Below are 21,864 nucleotides of genomic sequence, written 5' to 3'. Positions count from 1 at the left end.
TTCATCAATCAGTTGATTTATATTGTTAAGAGATGTTACCCTATAATCCTATCGCTTTTTTCAATGAGCAATAAAATTACTAACTAGAACCCATATATAAACACTTTTCAAAGATCTTTGCTTAACTAAACGACATTGAGTGATGAGTGATGAGTGATGAGTGATGAGTTATTAGATATTAGATATTAGCGACTATGAGCGATGGATAAAGTCTGTGAAGAAGGAGATTAATCAGATAACTTCTAGAGGTAGCTAAATTTCATGATAAAAAGGAAAAATCTTAAGTTTATCAAGATTGACTGAGGCATTTGCAAGATGATTTCATATCTTAAACTTCTTGCCAGTGAAATAATGTTCCGAAGGAACATTGTCATCCATAACATCTTATTATTACAACCAAGCATTACCAAAACTTAAACATTCATACCAAAACTTAAACATCAAACCAATAATTAATATAAACTCTTAACTTAAACAACTCACCACTCACTCATCACTCATAATTCATAACTCATAACTCTCTTCATGTATTTACCAAAACTACTCGCTGCTTTCATCCTGTTTTCCGGAACTATTCAGGGACAAACATCACTGACGGCAATGGCTGACCAGAAGGCTAAAGCGATACTTCCGAAACTCATTGAATGGCGGCGTTATCTTCATGAACATCCTGAACTTTCAAACAGGGAAGAAAAAACAGCAGCATATATTACGGCCCATCTGAAGAAGCTTGGACTGGAAGTAAAAACCGGTATTGCAAAAACAGGTGTGGTAGCTATCCTTGTTGGCGGAAAACCTGGGCCGGTTGTGGCTCTCCGGGCTGATATGGACGCACTGCCTGTACTGGAGAGAGCTGACCTTCCGTATAAGTCAACTGTTACTGCTGAATACCTCGGACAACAGGTGCCAGTTATGCATGCCTGTGGCCACGATACCCATGTAGCCATGTTGATGGCCACTGCTGAAGTGTTAACATCTATGAAAAAAGATATTCCGGGTACCGTAAAATTTATTTTTCAACCAGCAGAAGAAGGATCACCAGGCGATGAAAAAGGCGGCGCACCAGAAATGATCAGGGAAGGTGTAATGGAGAATCCTAAAGTAGATGCAATCTTTGGTATTCATATAAACTCATCGCTCGAAGTGGGTAAACTGCGATATAAAAGCGGCTCTTTTATGGCCTCATCTGATTGGTTCACGGTAAAAATAAAAGGAAAGCAAACTCATGGATCAACCCCCTGGACAGGAGTTGATCCAATTGTCGCAGGCACCCAGATCATCAATGCCCTGCAGACTATAGTAAGCCGGCAGTCTGATCTTACGAAGGCACCGGTAGTGATTACGGTTGGCAAATTCCATAGTGGTTTGAGAAATAACATCATTCCGGAAGAAGCAATTCTGGAAGGAACAATCAGGACCCTCGACTCTAAGATGCAAAAAGATGTACATGAACGAATCAAAACAACGGTTATGAAAGTCGCAGAATCTTCCGGTGCAGTTGCTGAAGTCAGCATCGATACAAAAACTCTTGTCACCTATAATACACCCGAACTGGTAGAGATGATGCTGCCTTCATTGGAAGCAGCTGCAGGTAAGGAAAACCTGGTTTCTGGTACCTGGACCACCGGGGCCGAAGATTTTTCATTTTTTGGTGAGAAGGCTCCATCTTTTTTCTTTAATCTTGGTGGGATGCCAAAAGGCATGGACCCCGACAAGGCAGCTCCACATCATACACCTGATTTTGTGATAGACGACAGCCAGCTCGATGTTGGAGTAAAGGCTTTCTGCCACCTGGTGTTTGACTATGCAAAGTTGAAGGCCAATACAAAACCATCACCAACTAAAAAAGCGTTTTAATCATGGCCGTCCAAACATTTCAATTGGGATAAACAATCATTTTTAAGCTGATAAATAAAAAAGCTTTCTGCATTTTCAGCAGAAAGCTTTTTTGTTATGATTATATGATATTCTGCAATGAGCTCCGGAAAACCGGTACCCTACCCTTTTTTTGCTTCTTTCGCCCAGGTATCTTTTAAGGTAACTGTCCTGTTAAAAACAAGTTTATCCTCTGAACTTTCTTTATCAAGCGTGAAATATCCCTTCCGTATAAACTGGTAGCGTTCATCAAATTTTCCTTTTATAAGTGCCGGTTCGGCATAAGCATTTGATATAATCTGTAATGAGTCAGGATTGATGTAGTCCTTGAAGTCCCCTTGCTCTGAAGAAGGATCTTCTGCATTGAATAAACGGTCATACATTCTTACTTCAAGGTTAATTGCCTCTTTGATACTAACCCAATGCAAGGTGCCCTGCACTTTCAGACCTGAGCTGTCTGAGCCACTCTTGCTTTCAGGAATATAACTGCAATGCAAAGCCGTAATGTTTCCTGATTCGTCTTTAATGACCTCATCGCATTTGATGATATAAGCACTTTTTAGTCTGACCATCTTACCCGGTGCAAGCCTGAAGAATTTTTTCGGAGCATCTTCCAGAAAATCTTCCCTTTCAATATACAACTCATTGCTAAACGGCATTTCCCTGTTTCCTGCATTCGGATCTTCAGGATTATCTTCACTGGATAACATCTCTGTCTGACCGGCAGGATAATTGGTGATCACCACTTTGAGCGGATCAAATACCACCATTCTCCTGAGTGCTATCCTATTCAGGTGTTCACGGATACAAAATTCCAGCAAAGAAAAATCAATCATGTTGTCGCGTTTTGCAACACCGATTTTTTCAGCAAACAATCTTATACTTTCAGGTGTGAAACCGCGACGTCTCAACCCGGTTATTGTCGGCATACGCGGATCGTCCCAACCAGTTACATGTCCCTCGTTTACAAGTTGTAAAAGTTTTCGTTTACTCATGACGGTATACGTCATATTCAGTCTTGCAAATTCATACTGACGGGAAGGAAAAATTTCGAGTTTTTCGATCAGCCAGTCGTATAAAGGCCTGTGCGGAATAAATTCCAGGGTACAAATTGAATGCGTCACTTTTTCAATAGAATCACTCTGCCCATGCGCAAAATCATACATTGGATATATAGACCATTTGTCGCCCGTACGGTGATGATGTGCATGTTTGATCCGGTATAGCAACGGATCCCGCATATGCATATTTGGCGATGTCATATCGATTTTTGCACGGAGTACTTTGGCGCCATCGGGATATTTTCCAGCCCGCATTTCCGCAAAAAGATACAAATTTTCGTCAATCGTCCTGCCGCGGAAGGGGCTATCCTTACCAGGCTCAGTAGGAGTGCCTTTTAGCTTTGCTATTTCTTCTGCGCTGGAATCATCAACATAAGCAAGGTCTTTTTTTATGAGTTTTACTGCGAATTCATAAAGTTGATCAAAATAGTCAGATGCATACAGTTCTTCTCCCCATTCGAACCCGAGCCAGCGTATATCGTCCTTAATACTTTCAACATATTCGGTGTCTTCGGTGACAGGATTAGTGTCATCAAACCGGAGATTGGTTTTACCGCCAAATTCTTTTGCTAATCCAAAATTCAGGCAAATTGACTTTGAATGACCGATATGAAGATAACCATTGGGTTCAGGTGGAAACCTGGTAACTATAGAATCATATTTTTTCGACGCCAGGTCGGCTTCGATGATTTCTTCAATGAAATTGAGCGATTTTTCTTCTTCTTTGATACTCTCTGCCATAATATTCAATCCGTTATATCTGCAAATTTACGTTTTATATTGAAACTGAGGATGGACAGAAGGACCGTTTCGGGTCTTGCCGATCTTATATTCAGACAAAATATTCCGCAAAGGATAATTGATTAAGTTAAAATATTCCGCAAGGGATAATTGAGGATCACCTGGGATCCCGGGTTTCATGGAGTCGTAAAAAAAAGATGGAGTCGCAAAAAAAGATGGAGTCTAAAAAAAAAAGAGAGAGCTGTACTCCTACAGCTCTCTGAACCAATAAACAATTCCTATGAATAATCAGGGCGTTAATAGTGTGAAATTATATCCGGGCGAGTGGATGTCAAAAGCTTTTCGATGATTGTGATCTAATTGGCGATGAAAAAAATCCGCGGGAAATATTTATAAGTGGAAGCATTTAGGTTCGGAGTCTTAGGCTCCGGCTTTTTGATTTGTGATGTTAAATCCAGCATTTATAATCCACAATCACCGGATTCAACGAACCCACAATCAATGAGTCCACGATCACCGGATTCAACGAATCCACAATCAACCAATGCACAATCAACCAATGCACAATCAATAAATTCAACTGAGGTGAATACAAAAAAAAAGAACCGCACTCAGCGTACGGCTCTAAACCACTAAAAACTTAATAAAGAAAAATCAGGGTAACGGATCTGCATCAAAGATATAATCCGTTACAGTTTGGAAAGAATCATTTCGCCCAATGTATTCAAGTTATCGATGAATGGATGGTTTTTTCGGATGAAACTCAACTCACTCATAACTCATCGCTCAACTCATCACTCATCACTCATAACTCATCACTCATAACTCATAACTAAACTAACCACTCACCACTTACAACGGTTCCCGTTGACCAAATAACAAACTGCCAACACGAATCATCGTACTGCCCTCTTCTATAGCAATTTCATAATCTGCACTCATACCCATACTAAGGGTATTGAAATCGGAAGATTTGACCAGGTTTGCCCTGCAATCGTCAAAAGCTGCTTTCAGGTATTCGAATTCCTTTCTTATCTGCGTCTTGTCCTCAGTAAAACTCGCCATCCCCATCAGCCCGGATATTTTGATGTTTCTTATCTGGTTTATCAATTCGAGTTTAGGAATGTCAGCAACAATAGCCTGTAATTCCTCATAACTGAGACCGAATTTGCTTTCTTCCTGAGCTATATGCATCTGCAAAAGGCAGCTGATATTGCGCTCCTGTTTAGCTGCCTGCCGGTCGATTTCCTCCAGCAACTGGTAGCTTTCAACACCATGGATCATATGAACAAATGGCGCAATATATTTAACCTTATTTCGCTGGAGGTGGCCAATAAAATGCCACCGGATATCCTGAGGAAGTAACAATTGTTTTTGTATAAGTTCCTGCACGTAGTTCTCACCGAAGTCACGGTGACCAATGTCATAAAGATCCTGGATATCATTTACAGGCTTATTTTTCGATACCGCAACCAGGGTGATATCCCCGGCCGTGCAAACTTTCATCAGTTCTTTATAAACTTCAATATTTATTGCCATATTAAACTGAGATTTTGTTCCAGCTTATTGCTTGCAAATTCTTTACCATTAACCATAATCCCAACAAAGACAACAGCGCAACCCCATACATAATATAAACTCTGTCAAGAAGGAAATAATGGATAACTACCAGCACTCCGATAATCAGCATTTGCAAAATGATTTTCAAAAATTTTCCGGATTGTTGTTTCACATTCGGTTGTCGGGAGAATGGAAGAAAATGTTCTGTAAACTGCGTCAAAACCAAAAGGCTTATCAGGCTATTAAATAATCCTAATACAAAGTCATCAATAATTGCCGGTCCCCATACAAATAATGAGATTCCAAAAAAAGCAAGGTATACAGGCAGAAAATATTTTGCAATAAGGGCTTTCAGATTACCTGATAATAATTCACCCGGTCTTTTTACAGGCATGCTGTGATAGATCCATGAAGCCTGGAAGTTTTCATTGAAGGTAACTATGGTGAGACTGCTGGCTACTGCAAACAACGGGATATAAATCATCCACAGAAATTTATTTGAATCAGGCAACAACGCGAACTGCTCAGCCATGTTCCTGCCGCCGTTGAAAATGATAATGAACAGGAAGATCGGAATATATCCCAGGGCCGGATAAAACTGCAATCTGAATGCCTTGTCGCGGCTTGTCATTTTCCAGGTAAGTTCGAATGCCCCTTTTTCAACCGGCGTCACACAACATAAGGAGGCAAGCCGTCCGGAAAAGCCTTTCCTGGATTTAATCCCGACCGGCTGCTTTTTATTGACCCGGCTGTCATTATTTAAATTGGCCAGTTGTTTCGAAAATAACGGAGCCAGGAATTTATTCAACACCCAATACAAAAACAATGGCACAAACACCGCCAGGAATAACATGGTCAGATGAGCAAGGTCAAAATTGTAATCATATAAACTTTCAAGCGCCATTGCCATCCAGACCGGCGGAATCAGGAAAGAATACCATTTCAGGGTGAAGCTTGCCGATAAACCTTCAAGATCAATCATCCTGGGTATCAGCTGGTAGCCAACCGTAAAAAACAATGTCATTCCAATCTGGAAATATGTGACAATCTCCTTGATTTTTTGTTCACTGCTGAAACGCAGGACCAGCAGGTATAATAAATATGTAATAAAAACCGCAAGCAGTACAGTTAGCTGGGAAGTTATGATCATGCCCAGGCCAACTAGTGCACCGTATTTCACGAAAATAGCAATAACCGGTACCAGGCAGATAGCGACACTGAATTGAAGAAGATATAAGAGTACATGGATCAGCCTGGCCATAAATAGTGTTTTACTATTCACAGGCCTTGGCAGGAGGATCTGGTTATCGGTTGTATCCAGTAACACAGATGAGAAATCCGTTATCAAAGTCATTGCCATCATAAAGATCACATAGGAATGAAACAGGATCATTGCTGTGACAAGATTCGGAAATGAGTAAACGGCAACACCCATGAATACACCAAACAACCCGTAAAGAATAAGTATAGTTGTGAGATGGTTTTTATTATCTTTTTGCTGATTTTGCTTCCAGCTCATGTAAACCCGGCGGGTATCCATGAGCAGCTTCAGTTCCACTATCGTGTACAGGCGATCAACGTCGATTCCCTGACGTCTGAAGACCGGGTTGAACAGTTGAACCAGTTTCAACAACCATTTACCCATTCGAAAAGTTTTTCATGATATCCACAAATTCACCGGCAGTCGACAAATGTTGCTGATCACCAGTGAGTGCAGTGAAGATATTTTCAAGGGAACCTTCCGCCCCGGCTTTTTTAAGCTCATCAAATGTTCCATCAGCAATCACAGCACCTTTGTTGATAATGATGATGCGGTCACTGATCTTTTCAACAACATCCATGATATGTGAAGAATAAAAAATGGTTTTGCCGGAATGTTTTAACTGAGATAAAATCTCCTTTACAAGTATCACTGCATTGGCATCAAGCCCGCTGAGCGGTTCATCAAGAAATATAATTTCAGGATTATGGATCAGCCCTGAAATGAGTAATACTTTTTGTCGCATCCCTTTGCTAAAACTATTCATCCGCATATCATGTTTATCAGCCAGGTCAAACAGGCGTAAAAGATCAAGTGCTTTTTTGCGCGTATTGACAGCATCCATCTGGTAAAGCTTACCAACGAAATCAAGGTATTCCACCGGGGTCAGTACATCATACAGGGCAGCGTTTTCTGGTATATATCCAATCTGCTGTTTGATGATCATCGGATCTTTCCTGACATCGAGCCCAAGCACCATGGCATTCCCTTCAAAATCGGAAATGATCCCGGTGAGAATTTTAATGGTCGTGCTTTTTCCCGCCCCGTTTGGTCCGATATAACCCACAATCTGGCCTTTATCGAAAGACAGATCAATTCCCTGCAGTACATATGTACCACTGTATTGTTTTCTTACCTGTTGTAGTTGTATAATGCTCATTTAAACCATTTGACCATTTGACCATTTGACTTTAACTCATCACGCTAACGACTCACTAACTAATAACTGCTAACCGCTAACCATTCACTTAAACTCACTCATAACTCACTCATCACTCATAACTCATAACTTATGTTCCTGACTTATTTAAGTATTGAACGGCCGATTACAATACGCTGCACCTCTGAAGTGCCTTCGTATATCTGTGTTATTTTTGCGTCCCGCATCAGTCTTTCCACATGGTATTCTTTTACATATCCGTAGCCGCCATGCACCTGTACTGCTTCGGTTGTTACCCACATCGCGGTCTCCGACGAAAACACTTTCGCCATGGAACTGCTCAATGCATAGTCAAGACCATTATCTTTTTCCCAGGCAGAACGTAAACATAACAAACGCGCTGCCTCAATCCTGGTCGCCATATCAGCCAGTTTAAACTGGATTGCCTGGTGATGCATGATTTCTTTCCCAAATGCCTTTCTCTCCCTGGAATATTTCACTGCAAGCTCATAGGCGCCGGAGGCAATCCCAAGCGCCTGTGCGGCAATTCCAATCCTGCCACCCGCAAGGGTTTTCATAGCGAAAGAAAAACCGAAACCATCTTCCCCTATCCTGTTTTCCTTTGGCACTTTTACATCGTTAAAAAGAATACTATGCGTATCACTGCCCCTGATTCCTAATTTATTTTCCTTAGCACCGACGGTAACGCCGGGCAGATTTTTTTCAACAATAAATGCGTTTATTCCTTTGCTGCCTTTAGATACGTCGGTTTGGGCCATTACCAGGTAAACAGAAGCAGAGTTACCATTGGTAATCCAGTTCTTCACTCCGTTCAGTATATAATGGTCTCCCTTATCTTCGGCTATAGTTCGCTGTGAGGTGGCATCACTACCCGCTTCGGGTTCACTTAGTAAGAATGCACCGATATATAGTTCACCATCTTTACGACCCTGGGCAAGTGGAGTAAGATATTGTTGTTTCTGATTTTCGGTACCATATTTGTCAAGTCCCCAGCAAACAAGTGAATTATTTACACTCATGGCAACGCTTACACTAGCATCTATCTTGCTTACCTCTTCCATGGCCAATACATAACTGATCGTATCCATACCTGAACCACCAAATTCCGGATCGACCATCATTCCCATAAAACCAAGTTCGCCGAGTTTCATAACCTGATCCTTTGGAAATTTCTGCAATTCGTCCCGTTCAATTACACCCGGGAGGCAGTCAACCTGGGCAAAATCACGGGCCGCTTTACGGATCATTTTATGTTCTTCAGATAATTCAAAATGCATATCAGATTTTTTTTAAACAGGAAGTCTCAAATTTAATCGAATTCAATACAAATCCATGCTTTTCTTAATGGATTGCAGGCTAAAGCAAAATCCGGCCCCTGCCTGTCACCTCATCAAAGATTAAAATCTTATATTTGTCGCCCGGAACAGAGATCATAATAAAAACTTCCATCGGTTTCAATATTAAGCAATTCTCCACGGTCCATTTGATATTAAGAGAAAGTTGATCCTCACGATCCTTTCCTGGAGGGAGTTGCAAAAAATTCAATTTTATGAGCAGTCACCAAGGTTCAATGATACAGGTTTCATCGGAAATCGGCCGTTTAAGAAGATTACTGGTTCATAGTCCCGACAGCGGCCTCGGGAAAGTTGTTCCGTCAAAAGCGCAGGATTGGCTATTCGAAGACATCGTTCACCTGGACACAATCCGAAGAGAGGAATATGACTTTTACACGAAAATTTTACTATACTTTCTTGACCCGGATAAAATCAAAGGAAAATTAAAGGATATTGATTCCCATGCAAACCACAGGGATTTTTACAAACCCGGTAACCCGGCATTTTTCAAGTCAGAAAAAGTGATTGAACTGCAGTGGTTGCTTGCAGAAATCCTGGAAGATCGTGAGATAAGATTAAAACTGGTTGCATCGGTCTGCGCTATTGAAAGTTGTTCTTATGAAATTGAACAAGAACTTTCTTCTTTAGAACCTAACGAACTGTCAAAGATCTTTATCTGCGGTTCCATCAGCGACGTCAAAATGTTATTCGCACCAATTCCAAATTTTATTTTCACCCGGGATATAGGGATTGTTATCAACAAATATGTGTTATTGAATAAACCTGCGAAACAAGCGCGTATAAGGGAAGCATTGCTGATGAAGTATATATTCTTCAATCATCCCTTTTTCCAGGAATACCGGTCAAATATCATCGAGTTGCCAGACAGCTTCAATTATTTCCTTTTGCCGGGCAGTGATAACGATGATAAAAAGGTTACCCTTGAAGGCGGCGATGTAATGGTGATAACAAAAGATCATATTCTGATTGGCATCAGCGAAAGAACCACTATGGAGGCTGCTCACCAGGCAATCAAGGTGTTATTTGAAAAGAATATTGTTAAGAAGATAAGTATCGTGCGTATTCCAAAGAAAAGAGATTATATGCATATTGATACGGTTTTTACACAGGTAAAGAAAAACGTTTGGGTGATGCTTGGGAATTTTTCAAAAAAGGCAATCAAGCATGAAAACGCCGATTCGGTAAAGCGGATACTCCTCGGTAATAAGAAGGATGATAAGATGCGCATCATCCAGTTCCGTAAAAAAGACATCGAAAATCCAAAATATTTTGATAACCTGGAAGACCTTCTGAAAGATATCAGTGAAAATGATCTTGGCTGTACTGAGAAAGTAAAATTTATTTACTCGGGTAACAATGAGTTTCCTTTTGATGCACGTGAACAATGGACTGATTCATGTAATCTGCTCGCATTACGCGAAGGCGTGGTACTCGGTTATGACCGGAATGATAAAACGGTGGAGGCCTTTCGCGAAAATGGCTTCAATATTATAGACGCACAGAATTTAATCGAAGGACTGGAGAATGGCTCGATTGATATTGATAAGTTGGACGACACATTAATCCTTATGCCTTCCGCTGAATTATCAAGAGCAAGGGGAGGGTTTCATTGTATGAGTATGCCACTGCTTCGTGATGAAATTTGAACAGAATTATGAGTTATGAGTGATGAGTGAGGAGTGAGTGATGAGATAAGTAAGTTATGAGTTCTTAACAAAACCGACCCACTTGTTTAAACTATTTTTTAAACTATTCATATCAAAACCAATGATTCCACTCTAAACTTAATTTCATAACTCGTCACTCACTCATCACTCATAACTCATAACTCATAACTCAAAACGCGCGTGCAAACAACTTCGAACATATTGATGATCAGGCCGGTGAATTTTTCATTTAACGCCGAGACCGCTGTGAACAACGCTTTCCAGGTTGCGGGCAACGATGAAGATGCACAACAACTTGCGATTCTTGAATTTGAAAATTTCGTGGATCTTCTTAAAGAGGAAGATGTGGATGTAACGGTGGTGAATGATAGCGCCCACCCTTTTACTCCTGATTCCATTTTCCCGAACAACTGGATCTCATTTCACCAGGATGGAACAGTTTGCCTGTATCCAATGTATGCTGCAAACAGGAGGCTTGAAAGAAAGCCGGCGGTTCTTGAAAAGCTTGCTGAAAAATTTCTGATCACAGATAAGATTGACCTATCCGGCTATGAAAATCAGAATTGTTTCCTGGAAGGAACCGGAAGCATGGTTCTAGACCGCGATAATAATATCGCATATGCATGCCTGTCACCCAGGACAGATATTAAAGTACTGGAAAAGTTTTGCGCATTGATGAAATACAGGCCGGTCATATTCAGTGCAACCGATTTATCTGGCCAGGCAATTTATCATACAAACGTGATGATGTGTGTAGGCGAACAATTCGTGGTAATTGCACTTGCCTCCATCAAGGATCCCCGCGAAAAAGAACATGTGCTGCAGGTTATTCAGCAAACAGGCAAGGAAGTGATCGATATAACGATGCAGCAAATGAAGAAATTTGCAGGCAATATGTTAGAGCTGAACAATAGAAGGGACGAAAAATTGCTGGTTATGTCGACCATGGCTTTCGGTTCACTGACTGAAGCGCAAATTCAGAAACTTAATACCTGGTGCCGGATGATTCATTCGCCATTAAACACCATTGAAACAAATGGCGGTGGCAGCGCAAGATGTATGATTGCCGAGATTCATTTACCACCCAGGTCCTCATTCATAAGCACCAGCGCTTCATCAAAGGAAATAGGATCGTAACCAAGCTGATTTTTTGCCTTTGAAATATTAAAACCTGTTTTGAGTGGTCTCCGGCCCGGCTGGCTGAAACTGGAAGCATCCACTTTTGTCATTAGTGATGCATCAAGCCTATAAAACGCCGCGGTTTTTACTGCCATATCATATGGGGTTAATACATCTTTTCCCGCGATATGAAACGTGCCTTCCCCATTCTGCTTTAAAATGAGCATGATGCCATTAACCAGGTCTTTTATATAAGTGGGTGTACGGACCTGGTCAGAAACCACTTTTATAGGCTTTCCTGCTTTAAGGTTTTCCTTGACCCAGTTGATAATATTTGTCCTGGTGCCAGTGAGCACTGTGCCGTAAACCAGGCAGGTCCGGACAATGGCCCAGGGCATATCGCAGGTTTCGACTATGCTTTCGGCCTGCATTTTTGTAAATCCATACCAGTTTACCGGTCCCATATCATCTTCCTCGGCATAATCTCCTTTTTCACCATCAAACACAAAGTCGGTGGAAACATAAATCAGTTTTCTCGCAAATTGCTCGGCATTTATGATCACATGAGATGTCCCCTGCACGTTTATCCTTTCACAGAGTTCCTGGTTCAGTTCACAATCATCCACCTGGGTCATCGCTGCTGCATGAATTACAACTTCCGGCGATTCGGCACTGAAAACCCTGTGAACGGCAAGCTCAGCAGCGATATCAACATCATAATATCTGTATTCTGTTTCAGGGAATGGCAATCTTGCCGGCCCGCGACCAATGGCAACGACATTGTATTTATCTTCAATTAACTTCGCGGTTAAATGTTGCCCCAGGAGTCCGTTTGCCCCGGTAACCAATACTTTCATCTTCTGATATTAAATTTTCAATATTAATCGGGGTATAAAAACCTCTGTTAGATGTTTCTTAGAATTATCGGTAAATAAATACTTTATTTCCTACTTTAAATCAGTTTATTATGCAACGTTACTAAATTTTTCAAGCTTCCTCTCAACGCTTGTGTATCAAAACAAAACCTTATTTTTGAGCCTCATTTCAATTGAAAATGAACAAATACTAAGGATTCTTCCCTCATATTGAAGAATATTTAAATAATAAACTAACTGAGTTCAATTCATGGCAAAAAAGGTTACTAAAATTGGAGTGTTGACATCGGGAGGAGATGCTCCGGGGATGAATGCGGCAATCAGGGCCGTTGTGCGAACGGGGATATATTACGGAATGGAGGTTTTTGGTATCATGCGTGGTTATAGTGGAATGATTGACAATGACATTGTTCCGATGCATTCCCGTAGCGTAGCAAATATTATTCAGCGCGGGGGAACCGTATTGAAAACGGCCAGGTGCAAAGAATTTTTTCAACCCGAAGGCAGGCAAAAAGCTTACGACAATCTCAAAAAACTAGGCATCGACGGATTGGTAATAATCGGCGGAGATGGCTCCTTCAAAGGTGCAGATATCTTTAGCCGTGAATTTGACATACCATGTATCGGCTTACCAGGTACCATTGATAAGGATATCGCCGGTACAGATTTTACGATTGGATTTGATACTGCAGTAAATACTGCGGTTGAGGCAATTGACAAAATCCGTGACACGGCAGATGCACACGACCGTTTGTTTATTATAGAAGTAATGGGCCGGGATGCGGGTTATATTGCACTTCATAGTGGCATAGCGACCGGCGCTGAACATATACTGATTCCCGAGCGAAAAACGGATATCGAAGCATTGGTTCTTTCTTTACAGGAAAAAGAAAGAAGAAAAAAGCTCGTAAATATGGTTGTTGTGGCAGAGGGTGACGAATTTGGTGGTGGTAATGAAGTAGCGAAAGTGGTTAAAGAAAGAATGCCCACAGCTGATGTGCGCGTTTGTATCCTCGGCCATATCCAGCGCGGCGGTTCACCCACCTGTATCGACCGCCTGATTGCGAGCCGGATGGGATATTCAGCTGTCGAATGCCTCATGGAAAACCGGCATAACGTAATGGTTGGAATTCTGAATAACCGCATGCATTTTACTTCTCTCGAAAGAGCAGTAAAATCGAAACAACGAATCAGTGAGGAATGGATTAAAATCGTTAAGATCCTTGCAAGTTAAAACCATTAAAAAAAGTTTGGACATTTTATTATATCAATAAGCTACAATTAAAACGAAATTCTAATAAACTATTACTAAACCATGGCAAGAGATCTTTCAAAATACCTGTACGGTGAAATGGATAAAGAAGCTGGGATTCAGCACACATCTCATCGTACAAAAATCGTAGCTACCGTAGGACCGGCATGTGATACTTATGAGAAGCTGTTGGAACTGGTTAAAGCGGGTGTCAATATCTTTCGTTTAAATTTTTCGCACGGTACGCATGAGGATAAAGCAAAAATCATTGATTATATCCGCCAGATAAATAAAACCGAACCATACAGCATTTCTATACTTGGAGACTTACAGGGACCAAAATTAAGAGTTGGTGAAATTGGCAACGATGCTTTACTTATTGAACCGGGTGATATCCTCACCTTTACTTCAAAAGAAAAAGTTGTAGGTACCAAAGAGAAAATATATGTGTCTTACCCGAATCTTCATGAAGATGTTGAAGTCGGCAATAAGATCATGATTGATGATGGAAAACTGGAAGTAGTTGTTATAGAAATCACTCCGGAGCAAGAGGTAAAAGTCAGGGTTACCTATGGGGGATTGTTGTTACCAAAAAAAGGAGTTAACCTGCCCGATACAAAAATATCCCTGCCTGCAATGACAGAAAAGGATATTATCGATCTCGCCTTTATTATTGAGAAAAAACTTGACTGGGTTGCTCTTTCATTCGTGCGTAAAGCAGAAGATATCGTTGACCTTAAGAGAAGGCTGACCGAGGCTAAAAGCAAAACAAAAGTGATTGCTAAAATCGAGATGCCATCTGCACTTGTTGATCTGCGCAATATTATTGTTGAATCTGATGCGGTAATGGTTGCACGTGGAGATCTCGGGGTTGAGCTTCCTGTAGAAAAAGTGCCCGCAGCACAGAGAGATATCATACGCAAATCACTTCACCGTGCCAAGCCTGTTATCGTGGCTACACAGATGATGGAATCTATGATTGACCGTGTAAAACCAAACCGTAGTGAAATAACCGACGTTGCGAATGCGGTACTTGAAGGCGCAGATGCGGTAATGCTTAGCGCTGAAACCGCTACTGGTAAACACCCTGCGCTCGTGGTTGAAACCATGCGTAAAATTATACTGGAAGTTGAAAGAACCGAGTATCGCTATAACCGTGAAGAGGATCTGAAACCTCAGCCCCATTCACCTTCGTTTCTGAGCGATGCAATCTGTTATAATGCCTGCAAGCTTTCCAGTGATACACGTGCGGATGCGTTGGTCGGTATGACCCAGTCCGGTTACACTGCTTTCATGTTAAGCAGTTACAGGCCCAAAGCACCATTGTATATTTTCACAAAAGAAAGAAGCCTGGTAAACCAGTTAAGTCTTAGCTGGGGCGTTCGTGCATTCTTTTATGACGAAGAAGAAAGTCTTGATGAGATCATCCATGATCAGATTGAGATTTTGAAAGAGAGAGGTTTCGTGCAGGCTGGTAGTATAGTAGTGAATACCGGTTCCACACCGGTTGATCTGCATTTACCAACCAACGTAATGAAGATCACTAAGGTTGAATAATTAGCCGGAAATTCATCGGTTTCATCGATATTTCAATACGATATTTCAATAAATGTAACAAGTCACTGTAGTAAAAACAGTGACTTGTTGCATTTAGGGAATTGATAAAGTATTTATGATTCTTCGCAGTTCTTCTTCTGATGAAACAAATACGTTACCAATATCGAGGATAGCCGGATTTTGATATAACACATAGTGATCCGCTGTAGCAGCATCGTTCATTTTAATACGGCCGGAGGTATGAAACTCCTGCGCGCCGGTTTCTTTCACCATCTTTTCAATGTTGCCTGAATTAATACCTGCGCCAGGCATAATGATGATTCTTCCATCTGCCTTTTTCACAAGCTCAGCTATCATTTCGGTTGCATCAGGAGCAGCACTCTTTAAACCGCTGGTAAGTATTCGCTCACAACCAGCTTCGATGATCGTTTCGAGTGCGGTATATGGATCCGGAACCGCATCAAATGCGCGGTTACAGGTCACGCCCATTGGATAGGCTGCATCTACAATGATTCTTAATCTTTCTGCGTCGATGGTTCCGTCTTTGTTTTGAACACCAACGGAAATACCGTCACAGCCTAACTGTTTGCACATTTCAATGTCTTTCAACATCATCCCAAACTCATCATCATCATAAAAATAACTGCCGGCACGCGGTCTGATGATCGGGTATAATTCAATACTTATTTTACGACGGGTTGCGTGGATAGCACCATAACTTGGTGTGGTTCCTCCTTCGATCGGATTATCACACAACTCAGCTCGGATCGCACCAACTTTTTCAGCTATGATAGCTGATTGAATATTAAAAGCACAAACCTCTAAAAACATGAGAAATAAAAATTTTATCCAGGCCTCACCTAATAATCGCTTTTCACATGAAATGAACGCTCAACTAATAAACACTTTTCGCATTATATACCTTATCCTCTTTACCGCTTTTTACTGAATAAGTAAATCCTTTCTGTAATGCATATGCGCCATATTGACCTTTATTATTTAATGCCAGGAAGCCAACCTGTACTTCCTTTGCTTTTGCAGGATTGCGGGCGATGATTCTTTCAACAGCTTTTTTACAAGCCTGTTCAGGCGAATGGCCCTGGCGCATCAGTTCAACAACCAGGTGCGATCCGACAATACGAATTACCTCTTCACCAACACCGGTGGAGGTAGCTGCCCCGACTTCGTTATCAACATAGAGTCCGGCCCCGATGATTGGTGAGTCACCTACCCTTCCTTTCATTTTGAAAGCCATTCCGCTGGTGGTACAGGCCCCGCCCATATTACCACTGTTATCAAGCGCTAACATCCCAATCGTATCATGATTGTCTTTGCCACCAGGCATAGATGAATCAGATTTTTTATAAAGTTGGTTTTCGATGTTCATCACGGGTTGATATTCCGCTTTCTTAAGCCACTCTTTCCAGGCCTTTTCAGCTTCAGGAGTTAACAGGTTTTCTTTTTTAAATCCGTTTGCCAGTGCAAATTGAAGCGCGCCTTCGGCCACCAATACAACATGTGGTGTTTTATCCATCACAAGCCTTGCAACATTAATCGGGTGCATGATATGTTCAAGACACATCACCGAACCACAATTGTATTTATCATCCATGATACAGGCATCGAGGGTAACACGACCATCACGATCAGGCAATCCCCCATAGCCCACAGATTGATTTGTGGGATCTGCTTCCGGGATCATCACACCCTTTTCAACCGCATCTACTGCCCGTCCTTTGTTGCCAAGCGTTTTCCAGGCTTCCGTATTAGCCGCCTGTCCAAAATCCCAGGTCGAAATAACAATTGGATTGTCCTTTACCGGTGCCGATACAAAATCCGGCAATTCAGGCGAAACCAATAAACCCGCCGACCCTATAAATGTATTCTTAATAAACGCTCTTCTCTGCTGCATCTGTTTGTATAATTTTACTTCTATGACCTGATTACTACTATCACCTGTTTTGTTACTATGTCCTCTCTATCGCTCTACCCTTCCAAAAAATTATGAAATAAAATATGAATTCAAACCACTCATCATTCACAACTTCTTTCATAACTCATAACTCATAATTCATATCTCTCTTAAAGTGTTTCTCTTAAGGTAATGTTTGAGTCCCGCTTTTGCCGCATTACGAATGCGATTATGTATAAATGGTGTCCAGCCTAATAAAACACCCGTTGTACCAAGTGCCTGACGGCTCCATTTCCAGAGATCAAAATCATCCATGTGTTCCACTATCTTGCCTTCATGAAATTTGAAATGTGCCTTAACGTCATTGATCACCTGCCGGCCCGTTTTTGAGAAAGTATAAACAGCTACCCAATTACATGAACCGTATTCATCGCCCGCTTTCACATCCCTGAAATCCAATGAAAAATCCTTTGCACTGCTGCAGAGCATGTGCCACATGGCTTTTGCTTTGCGCGCGTCGAGATTTTCAAATACAGGATCCCAAAACACCACTTCGTCATGATATGACTCAATCATCCTGTCAGCATTGAGCTCACTGAATGCGGTGTAAAAATTTTCGATCAGTTGTTTATGGGCCTGCATAAATTGTAAGATAAGGGTTGGTGAACATTCGCTAAATTTAAACCTCCAAAACTGTTAATTGATAAAATTAAGCTCAAATGAGGAAATTTATCGTTTTTGTAATTTTCACCAGCATTGCGATCAAAGGTTTTAGCCAGGCTTCACAGGATTCCACCTGGTTCTTCGAAAATTATGTAAAAAAGGAGCTATACATCCCAATGCGTGATGGAATAAAGCTTTTTACTTCGGTCCTGATGCCCAAGGATGCTTCGGAAAAACACCCGATCCTTCTCATGCGCACCCCTTATTCTTGTGCTCCTTATGGAGAGAATGAACGATCCGCTTACTGGAATACCTATTATCGTTATTATCTCAGGGAAGGTTATATAATCATCAAGCAGGATGTCAGGGGCAGATGGATGAGTGAAGGTGATTTTGTGGATATAAGGCCCTTTAATCCGAATAAAAAAACAAATAAGGATACCGATGAAGCCAGTGATACTTACGACGCCATAGACTGGCTCGTGAAAAATATTGATAACAACAATGGCAATGTAGGAGTAATGGGAATTTCTTATCCCGGCTTTTACAGTACCATGGCTGCATTAAGCGGGCATCCTGCATTAAAGGCTGTTAGCCCTCAGGCCCCGGTTACTGAATGGTTTATTGGTGATGACTTCCATCATAACGGTGCATTTTTCCAGATGGATGGTTTCGCTTTTTACAAAGGTTTTGGCCAGCCACGGCCGGCACCGACAACTGTGGGACCTGAAGCCTACACTTTTCCAACACCCGATGCCTATGATTTTTACCTCAGAACCGGGCCGGTAAAAAACCTTACTACGATCATGGGCGACAGTATCAAATTCTGGAAAGATCTTATGAGTCATCCTAACTATGATACATTCTGGAAACAACGTAACCCGATGAATCATGTTTCTGATGTAAAGCCTGCCATGTTGATCGTAGGCGGATTGTTCGATGCAGAGGATTGTTATGGCGCATGGAACCTGTATAAAGCTATCGAAAAGAAGAGTCCGTCAACAAATAATCGTATTGTGATGGGTCCCTGGTATCACGGTCAGTGGTCCTCGCCTATTGGTGGCGCTTATCTTGGAAATATCCAGTTTGGTTCAAAAACATCTGAGTGGTACCAGGATAATATCGAAATTCCATTCTTTAACTATTATCTTAAAGGCAAAGGCGCCGACCCAAAGCTTGCTGAAGCAACAATCTTTTTTACAGGTGAAAACAAATGGCGCAAACTACCATCATGGCCAATGGCGGAGAAAAAAGATGTTCCTGTTTATCTCGGTGCTGATGGTAAGTTGTCTTTCACAAAGCCAACCGGAAAAAATTCATTCACTGAATACATCAGTGATCCATCCAAACCGGTTCCCTATGTTGAACAAACAGGCACTGACCGTACCCGTGAGTATATGATCGATGATCAACGTTTTGCAGCCCGCCGACCTGATGTACTTGTGTTTAAGACAGATATCTTAAATGAAGACATGACTTTGGCCGGGCCACTGGTTGCTGACCTTCTGACAAGCATCAGCGGGACCGATGCTGATTTTATCGTTAAAGTAATAGATGTTTTTCCAGACAGCTTTCAGTATAAGGAACCAATCCCGGATGCTTTGCCAAACCAGGCACTGATGGGCGGATACCAGATGCTTGTACGTGGTGAAGTAATGCGTGGGAAATTCCGTAACAGCTATGAACAACCATCACCGTTTTCACCCAACAAAGTTGAAAGAGTGAAATTTACATTACCTGATGTTGCTCATACCTTCAAAAAAGGGCACAGGCTGATGGTACAGGTTCAAAGCAGTTGGTTTCCCCTGGTTGATCGTAATCCACAAAAATTTGTAGATATCTATCATGCCAACGAAAGCGACTTTCAAAAAGCAACGATACGTATCTTTCATGATGGCAGTTACTCAAGTAATGTGATTTTGCCAATAGTCCGATAAAAGTGGCCTCAAGAGAATTATGAATTATGAGTTATGAGTTATGAAAGGATCATCATTCATAACTTATCACTCACTCATAACTCACTCATAACTCATCACTCATAACTCATCACTAATAAACGTTTTTTCTTTGAAATATCTAAATCATAATTAACCATGATCATTAAAAAATCGTCTCTGGTTTTATCTGTTTTTCTAACATTTTTGACGTTGCGCGGACTTAGCCAGGCACCGGATATCATTCCGCAACCGGTGGAGATCAAAACGTCGACAGGCCAGTTTACCATCTCATCAAAAACAGAATTGGTTTTATCAGGTTCGGGACTTGAGAATTCCGCAGAATTCCTGAATGGTTATCTGAAGAAATATTATGGATTTTCATTGAAGGTGGTAAAAGACAGCAAGTCAAAAAATGCCATTCGTCTCAACTTTGAAAAGGCAGAACATCCGGTACCAGGATACTATACCATGAAAGTTGACAATGCAGGTGTTTATATTGCAGGTGACAATGAACCCGGTGCATTCTATGGCGTGCAAACACTTATCCAGTTATTACCAACAGAAAAAAAGACTTCATTAAATATTCCATTTGTTGAGATCAAAGACTATCCCCGTTTCAGTTATCGTGGAGCTATGCTTGATGTGGCCAGGTATTTTTTTACGGTTGAGTATGTCAAACATTTTATTGACTACTTAGCACTCCATAAACTGAATCATTTCCATTGGCACCTGACCGACGACCAGGGTTGGCGCATTGAAATAAAAAAGTATCCAAAACTTACTTCGGTTGGTGGTTATAGAAACGGCAGCCTGATCGGCAGATACCCTGGTAAAGGAAATGATGGCATCCGTCATGGCGGCTTTTATACACAGGATCAGATCAAAGATGTAGTTGCTTATGCTGCCAAACGTTATGTAACAGTGGTTCCTGAGATCGAGATGCCGGGTCATGCTTCAGCAGCTATAGCGGCATACCCCTATCTAAGCTGTTTTCCGGAAGAGTCAACAAAACATCCTGCAAAAACAACCTGGCATGGTGACAGTACCGGCAAGCAGGTTCAACAAATCTGGGGCGTACACTCTGATGTATTTAAACCATCTGAAGAGACGTTTAAATTCCTGGAAGATGTACTCGATGAAGTTGTTCAATTATTTCCTTCAAAGTTAATTCATGTCGGTGGTGATGAATGTCCGAAAGACAATTGGAAAAGATCTGAGTTTTGCCAGAATCTAATAAAAGAAAAAGGTTTAAAAGATGAGCATGGATTACAGAGTTATTTTATTACCCGAATAGAAAAACATTTGAACGGCAAGGGCCGGTCAATGATTGGCTGGGATGAGATCCTGGAGGGAGGGCTCGCGCCAAATGCTTCAGTAATGAGCTGGAGGGGCGAAAAAGGTGGTATAGAAGCAGCTATGTTAAAACACAATGTGGTGATGACGCCAACCACCTATGTTTACCTTGACTATTCCCAAACCAAAAAAGAAGACTCAGTGGTGATAGGTGGATTCCTGCCATTGAAAAAAGTTTATAACTATAACCCTTTTCCATCGGAGTTGGCAACGGAATATCATAAATATATTTTCGGAGCACAGTTCAATGTCTGGACAGAATACATTCGTTATCCTAAAAAACTTGAATACATGATCTTTCCAAGAGCTACCGCCTTGTCTGAAGTTTACTGGAGCCCGCAGGAGAAAAAGAATTATGATGATTTTACAAGACGCCTGGCTACCCAGTTTAAAAGATATGATCTTTGGGGAACCACGTATAGCAAGGCCCATCTTGATCCTGAATCAGATCCTCAAAAATAACCGCTACCCACTGCCATCGCTGCTTAAATCTTTA

The 21,864-nt window shown here is 41.4% G+C and carries 16 protein-coding genes; 7 read left to right on the top strand and 9 right to left on the bottom strand.

Translation table 11 applies throughout. The features are described 5' to 3' along the window. The first annotated feature begins 525 nt into the window (after positions 1-525). Positions 526-1,857 carry an amidohydrolase gene (locus tag VK664_RS29395; protein WP_461402317.1) on the top strand — a complete coding sequence of 444 codons (1,332 nt, stop codon included), beginning with the start codon at positions 526-528 and terminating at the stop codon, positions 1,855-1,857. A gap of 140 nt (positions 1,858-1,997) precedes the next feature. On the opposite strand, the gene VK664_RS29390 is transcribed toward VK664_RS29395, so the two are convergent. The 5 genes from VK664_RS29390 to VK664_RS29370 all read right to left on the bottom strand — a co-directional run bounded on the left by VK664_RS29390 (position 1,998) and on the right by VK664_RS29370 (position 8,955). Further along, positions 1,998-3,677, bottom strand: a complete 1,680-nt coding sequence (locus tag VK664_RS29390) for a glutamine--tRNA ligase/YqeY domain fusion protein (RefSeq protein WP_461402316.1) — start codon at positions 3,675-3,677, stop codon at positions 1,998-2,000. Between the two features lie 852 nt (positions 3,678-4,529). Next, positions 4,530-5,216 carry a YggS family pyridoxal phosphate-dependent enzyme gene (locus VK664_RS29385; protein ID WP_461402315.1) on the bottom strand — a complete coding sequence of 229 codons (687 nt, stop codon included), beginning with the start codon at positions 5,214-5,216 and terminating at the stop codon, positions 4,530-4,532. A gap of 1 nt (position 5,217) precedes the next feature. After that, the gene (locus tag VK664_RS29380) at positions 5,218-6,882 is read right to left on the bottom strand and encodes a hypothetical protein (protein ID WP_461402314.1); all 1,665 of its coding nucleotides are present in this window, start codon (positions 6,880-6,882) and stop codon (positions 5,218-5,220) included. Continuing rightward, on the bottom strand, positions 6,875-7,657 hold the full coding sequence (locus VK664_RS29375; protein WP_461402313.1) for an ABC transporter ATP-binding protein: 783 nt from the start codon (positions 7,655-7,657) through the stop codon (positions 6,875-6,877). Before VK664_RS29375 ends, VK664_RS29380 begins: the two co-directional genes overlap by 8 nt. Positions 7,658-7,800: 143 nt before the next feature. Beyond that, entirely contained in the window at positions 7,801-8,955 is a 1,155-nt protein-coding gene (locus tag VK664_RS29370; RefSeq protein ID WP_461402312.1) for an acyl-CoA dehydrogenase, read from the bottom strand. 272 nt (positions 8,956-9,227) lie between these two features. On the opposite strand from VK664_RS29370, the gene VK664_RS29365 reads away from it, so the two are divergent. Beyond that, positions 9,228-10,679, top strand: coding sequence for an arginine deiminase family protein (locus VK664_RS29365; protein WP_461402311.1), 1,452 nt, complete (start codon positions 9,228-9,230; stop codon positions 10,677-10,679). Between the two features lie 201 nt (positions 10,680-10,880). Continuing rightward, positions 10,881-11,837, top strand: a complete 957-nt coding sequence (gene ctlX, locus VK664_RS29360) for a citrulline utilization hydrolase CtlX (RefSeq protein WP_461402310.1) — start codon at positions 10,881-10,883, stop codon at positions 11,835-11,837. Here ctlX and VK664_RS29355 read toward each other — a convergent pair. Beyond that, the gene (locus VK664_RS29355; protein WP_461402309.1) at positions 11,774-12,676 is read right to left on the bottom strand and encodes an SDR family oxidoreductase; all 903 of its coding nucleotides are present in this window, start codon (positions 12,674-12,676) and stop codon (positions 11,774-11,776) included. The two genes, ctlX and VK664_RS29355, sit on opposite strands and share 64 nt — an antisense overlap. Before the next feature lie 268 nt (positions 12,677-12,944). Here VK664_RS29355 and pfkA point away from each other — a divergent pair, with 268 nt between their 5' ends. Both pfkA and pyk read left to right on the top strand, forming a co-directional pair. Beyond that, the gene (gene pfkA, locus VK664_RS29350) at positions 12,945-13,928 is read left to right on the top strand and encodes a 6-phosphofructokinase (RefSeq protein ID WP_461402308.1); all 984 of its coding nucleotides are present in this window, start codon (positions 12,945-12,947) and stop codon (positions 13,926-13,928) included. An 81-nt stretch (positions 13,929-14,009) separates the two neighbouring features. After that, on the top strand, positions 14,010-15,503 hold the full coding sequence (gene pyk / locus VK664_RS29345) for a pyruvate kinase (protein ID WP_461402307.1): 1,494 nt from the start codon (positions 14,010-14,012) through the stop codon (positions 15,501-15,503). Between the two features lie 93 nt (positions 15,504-15,596). On the opposite strand, the gene VK664_RS29340 is transcribed toward pyk, so the two are convergent. From VK664_RS29340 to VK664_RS29330, 3 genes are all read right to left on the bottom strand, one after another. After that, positions 15,597-16,334 carry a copper homeostasis protein CutC gene (locus tag VK664_RS29340; RefSeq protein ID WP_461402306.1) on the bottom strand — a complete coding sequence of 246 codons (738 nt, stop codon included), beginning with the start codon at positions 16,332-16,334 and terminating at the stop codon, positions 15,597-15,599. Between the two features lie 64 nt (positions 16,335-16,398). Further along, positions 16,399-17,415, bottom strand: a complete 1,017-nt coding sequence (locus VK664_RS29335) for a N(4)-(beta-N-acetylglucosaminyl)-L-asparaginase (protein WP_461402305.1) — start codon at positions 17,413-17,415, stop codon at positions 16,399-16,401. Positions 17,416-17,574: 159 nt separating this feature from the next. Further along, positions 17,575-18,057, bottom strand: coding sequence for a nuclear transport factor 2 family protein (locus VK664_RS29330; protein WP_461402304.1), 483 nt, complete (start codon positions 18,055-18,057; stop codon positions 17,575-17,577). A gap of 77 nt (positions 18,058-18,134) precedes the next feature. Between VK664_RS29330 and VK664_RS29325 the strand changes: the two genes are divergently transcribed. Then, a complete protein-coding gene (locus VK664_RS29325; RefSeq protein WP_461402303.1) occupies positions 18,135-20,015 on the top strand; it encodes a CocE/NonD family hydrolase in 1,881 nt (626 codons plus the stop codon). Positions 20,016-20,171: 156 nt separating this feature from the next. After that, on the top strand, positions 20,172-21,830 hold the full coding sequence (locus VK664_RS29320; RefSeq protein WP_461402302.1) for a beta-N-acetylhexosaminidase: 1,659 nt from the start codon (positions 20,172-20,174) through the stop codon (positions 21,828-21,830). Positions 21,831-21,864: the final 34 nt, after the last annotated feature.

Source organism: Flavitalea sp., assembly GCF_035489435.1.
Lineage (GTDB): Bacteria > Bacteroidota > Bacteroidia > Chitinophagales > Chitinophagaceae > DATHKG01.
This window is presented reverse-complemented; position numbering and strand designations above follow the sequence as displayed.